Origin of the sequence: Prevotella sp. HMSC073D09, assembly GCF_001814145.1 — a bacterium.
Lineage (GTDB): Bacteria > Bacteroidota > Bacteroidia > Bacteroidales > Bacteroidaceae > Prevotella > Prevotella conceptionensis.
On record NZ_KV815108.1, the window covers coordinates 91,940 to 96,188 of the forward strand.

At 48.2% G+C, this 4,249-nt stretch carries 4 protein-coding genes; all 4 read left to right on the forward strand.

Features of this window, described 5'->3' with window-relative positions:
• Nucleotides 1-831: 831 nt before the first annotated feature.
• Nucleotides 832-1,206, forward strand: a complete 375-nt coding sequence (locus tag HMPREF2955_RS09510; protein WP_070722944.1) for a YraN family protein — start codon at nucleotides 832-834, stop codon at nucleotides 1,204-1,206.
• Nucleotides 1,207-1,208: 2 nt separating this feature from the next.
• On the forward strand, nucleotides 1,209-1,964 hold the full coding sequence (locus HMPREF2955_RS09515) for a biotin--[acetyl-CoA-carboxylase] ligase (protein ID WP_009231483.1): 756 nt from the start codon (nucleotides 1,209-1,211) through the stop codon (nucleotides 1,962-1,964).
• 51 nt (nucleotides 1,965-2,015) lie between these two features.
• Nucleotides 2,016-2,720, forward strand: coding sequence for a UMP kinase (pyrH, locus tag HMPREF2955_RS09520; protein WP_009231484.1), 705 nt, complete (start codon nucleotides 2,016-2,018; stop codon nucleotides 2,718-2,720).
• Between the two features lie 193 nt (nucleotides 2,721-2,913).
• Nucleotides 2,914-4,218, forward strand: coding sequence for a DNA recombination protein RmuC (rmuC, locus tag HMPREF2955_RS09525; protein WP_070722946.1), 1,305 nt, complete (start codon nucleotides 2,914-2,916; stop codon nucleotides 4,216-4,218).
• Nucleotides 4,219-4,249: the final 31 nt, after the last annotated feature.

Here is a 4,249-nt window from a genome sequence, read left to right on the forward strand (position 1 = left end):
GCTAAATGCAGTGCGTTTTGGTGCTAAACGCAAGTCAAAATACGGCAAAGTGCAAGTCGAAAAGCATAAATATACACCGTAAATGTATAAACAAAACCTTTTAGAGGCATCAAAAACATGGCTAAAAAGGCCAAAATAGTCGTTAAAAAGTGGATTTTGGGGGGCTAAAAGCGGGAAATTGGAGTTGAAAAAATACGAGTTGGCAACCAAACTAGAAAGGCAAAATGGTGCAAAATGTAGGTTCTAGGCTTAAAAATAGACAAACACCAAGGCTTGAAAGGGTAGAAAGAGTGGTAATTTACCTACTTTTTAACCAACATTTTTGCTAGAACGGAGTAAAAATCAGAACATAATTGTAAAAATAAAAATAATAATTTAAGCTTTTGGGTTAGCGGGTTGAAGAGTTGGTGAGTTGATGTTTTTGAGTTGGTGAAGTTGTAAGTTGATAGGCTTGTGAGTTGGTAGGTTGGTAGGTTGGTGAGCTGATGAGGTGATGAGTTGGTAAGTTTGCGAGTTCGTGAGTTGATGAGTTGGTAAGTTGCAGAGTTGATACATTCGGTAGTAGTTGAACTCTCGTGAGTTTATAAGCCAGTGAGTTTGGTTAGCCCTGCACTTCGTTTGTCCTATGTTGCATCACAAAGACAACACGCTGTTATCACTTGATAGAAACACTAAAAGTTAAGGCGGTTTCATCATAAAAACCACCTGCTGCAACTGGCGTAGGCATTTACAGACGGCACATTTGGCACGTTGCAGCCAAAAAACACGTGCCCACACTTTGCAAACTGCCATAAAAAGGCTACTTTTGCAAGAAAGAAAAGATATATAGGCATGGCAAAGCACAACGACTTGGGCAAATGGGGCGAAGATTTAGCTGCCGAATACCTGCAAAAACAGGGATATGTTATTCGCGACCGCGATTGGCATTGCGGCAAACGAGACATCGACCTGGTGGCGATTACAGCCGACTTGACCACTGTTGTGTTTGTTGAGGTGAAGACACGCACGACAGACGATGTGTCGGAACCTGCCGACGCGGTGAACAGGCAGAAGATAAGAAACCTTGGAATTGCCGCCAACAACTACATCAAACAGTTTAATGTGGTGGAACAGGTGCGTTTCGACGTGGTGACAATCGTTGGCAATAGCAACGAAAACGCCAAGCTGGAACACATCGAAGACGCCTTTAACCCACTGCTGGCTTAGGCATGAAGATTAGGCAGATACACTTGGAAGAAACCACTTCGACCAACACTTATATAAAAGGACTGGCGTTGGAGGCAGACGAAATGGTGGTGGTGAGCACCCTTTGGCAAACGGCGGGGCGCGGACAAGGCGTTAACCGCTGGGAAAGCGAACGGGGAAAGAACCTGCTTTTCAGCCTAATGGCGCGCCCTTCGTTCGTTGCCGTGCAACAACAGTTTGCCTTGTCGATGGCAGGAGCATTGGCCATCAAGGATGTTTTGGACCGCTTTACGCCCGACATCCGCATAAAATGGCCGAACGACATCTATTGGCGCGACCGCAAAATCAGCGGAACGCTTATCGAAACGAGCCTTGCGCATGGCGAAATCAGTCGTTTTGTGTACGGCATCGGGCTGAACGTTAATCAGGTTCGGTTTGTTAGCGATGCGCCAAACCCTGTTTCGCTTGCGCAGATTACGGGCAAGCAGGTGGCACTGATGCCGCTGCTCGACAGCATTGTTGAGGCTTTTCTCGCACAATGGGACTTGTTGAAAGCAGGCCAAACCCACCTCATCGCCGCTCGTTACAACGCCTCACTTTATCGCGCAACGGGCTTTCACCGTTACAACGACAAACAAGGGGCATTTGATGCAGAACTTGTTGGGGTGGAAACCGATGGCCTAATAACCCTACGAGATAGGCAAGGACAACTGCGAACTTACTCGCAACCCTACGCCACCAACGGCGAAATGGCCGACAAGCTGCGGTTCGAGATTTAGCGACAGCGCGCTAGCCGTATAAGTTAGAACAAACCAATAACATTATATACAATGTACAAAAGAATATTATTAAAGTTGAGCGGCGAGAGCTTGATGGGCACTCAAAGCCACGGAATAGACCCACAACGTCTGCAAGAATATGCCCAACAGATTAAGGCTGTGCATGAGATGGGCGTGCAAATAGGTATCGTTATCGGTGGCGGAAACTTCTTTCGCGGACTTAGTGGGGCGCAAAAAGGTTTCGACCGCGTTAAGGGCGACCAGATGGGCATGTGCGCAACGGTGATGAATTCGTTGGCATTAAGTTCGGCCTTAGAGGCCATCGGCGTGAAAACGAAGGTGCTTACGGCCATTCGCATGGAGCCTATCGGCGAGTTTTACAGTAAGTGGAAGGCCATCGAGAGCATGGAGTCGGGCTACGTCTGCATTTTCTCTGCCGGTACGGGTTCGCCATATTTCACCACAGACACGGGCAGTTCGTTGCGCGGAATAGAAATAGAGGCGGACGTAATGCTAAAAGGTACGCGCGTGGACGGCATCTATACGGCCGACCCAGAGAAAGACCCTACGGCCACAAAGTTTGCAGAAATAACCTACGACGAGATTTATACGCGGGGCTTGAAGGTGATGGACCTCACCGCAACCACGATGTGTAAGGAGAATAACTTGCCCATCTACGTGTTTAACATGGATGTTATGGGTAATCTCGAACGCGTTATGCGCGGTGAGAATATCGGGACGTTGGTGCATAATTAAAAGGATAAGCATTCTAGCTTTCAGACCGGTCGGACCTGGTCTGACTGGTCCGACTGGTCCGACTGGTCCGACTGGTCCAACTAGCCCAACTAACCTGCCCCACACCAAGCCCAAGTGGCAAAGCATTTGGCTTAACTCCATAACTCCTTAACTCCTCAAAAATAACTCCTCAAAAATAACTCCTCAAAAAAACATGGAAATAGTTTTTGCCCTTATCGTCATTGTGGCTGTAGTCTTCGTTTTCGTACTCTTTAAGAATACGAAGGCGGGGTACGAACGGCAGATTGATGAACTGAAAAAGCAACTGGAAACAGAACGCGAGTATGCTAAACGCATGCTCGACCAAGCCGACGACAACCTGCAACGGGCTAACCAAAACCTTGATAGGGAACGCCAACACGCCGAAGACTTACGTAGGGAAAGCGACCAACGATGGGAACAAAAGCTGGAAAGTCTGAAAAAAGACATGCAAAACACTGCCGCTAAAGAACTGGCGGCTAAACAAGAGGAATTGCAAAGGGCGAACCGCACACAGATGGACGACCTTTTGAGGCCTATTAAGGAGCAGTTTACAGACTTTAAACGGGCTGTGGACGAGAGCAAAACGCAAAATGAGGTGAACAAAACCGAACTGCAAAAGGCTTTTGAAAACACAATGAAACTGTTTCAGCAGCAACAACAGCAAACGGTTGACAGCCTGAAACAACAAACAGAACGCATTGGCGAAGATGCGGCTAACCTTTCGCGAGCCTTGAAAGGCGAGAGTAAAACGCAAGGCGACTGGGGTGAGATGGTTCTTGAAACGCTTTTGGAGAATAGCGGCCTGCAACGCGATGAGGAGTTCTTTGTGCAAGAAACGGTGAAGAGCGAAGATGGCGCAACGTTTCGCCCCGATGTGGTTGTGAGGTTTCCCGAAGGGCGGTCGGTAGTGATTGACTCTAAGGTGTCGTTAACGGCATACGCCGACGCCGTAGCTACTGATGACGAACACGAACGCGACCGCTTGCTGGCCGAACACGCCAAAAGTGTGCGCAGACATGTGGACGAGCTGTCGGCTAAAAGCTATGATAAGCTAGTGGAAGATGCTATCGGGTTTGTGCTGATGTTTGTTCCCAATGAGAACAGCTACATCGCAGCCATGAAACAACAGCCAGATTTGAGCCGCTATGCATACCAAAAACGCATCATCATCATTTCGCCCAGCAACTTGCTCATGGCCTTACAACTGGCTTATAACCTGTGGCAATACGACAGACAGAGCAAAAACGTGGAGAAGATAGTGAAAACTGCCGCCGACTTATACGACAAGGTGGCGGGCTTTACGGAGACCTTCACCGACCTTGAAGGCCAATTGCAACGTCTTGCTCGTAACTTCGAGCAGGCTCGCGGTCAGCTTTTCGATGGTAAGGGCAATGTGCTTAGGCGCATCGATGGCCTTCGCGCCTTGGGTGTTACGCCTAAAAAGCGGATTAAAGGATTGGAAGAGGAGGGCTTATGAGGAGTTAAGGAGTTATGGAGTTAAGCCAAAT

Bases quoted from the DNA above. Each gene is read 5' to 3' on its own strand.
- HMPREF2955_RS09510 (WP_070722944.1), top strand. From the start codon at position 832: ATGGCAAAGCACAACGACTTGGGCAAATGGGGCGAAGATTTAGCTGCC.
- HMPREF2955_RS09515 (WP_009231483.1), top strand. From the start codon at position 1,209: ATGAAGATTAGGCAGATACACTTGGAAGAAACCACTTCGACCAACACT.
- pyrH (WP_009231484.1), top strand. From the start codon at position 2,016: ATGTACAAAAGAATATTATTAAAGTTGAGCGGCGAGAGCTTGATGGGC.
- rmuC (WP_070722946.1), top strand. From the start codon at position 2,914: ATGGAAATAGTTTTTGCCCTTATCGTCATTGTGGCTGTAGTCTTCGTT.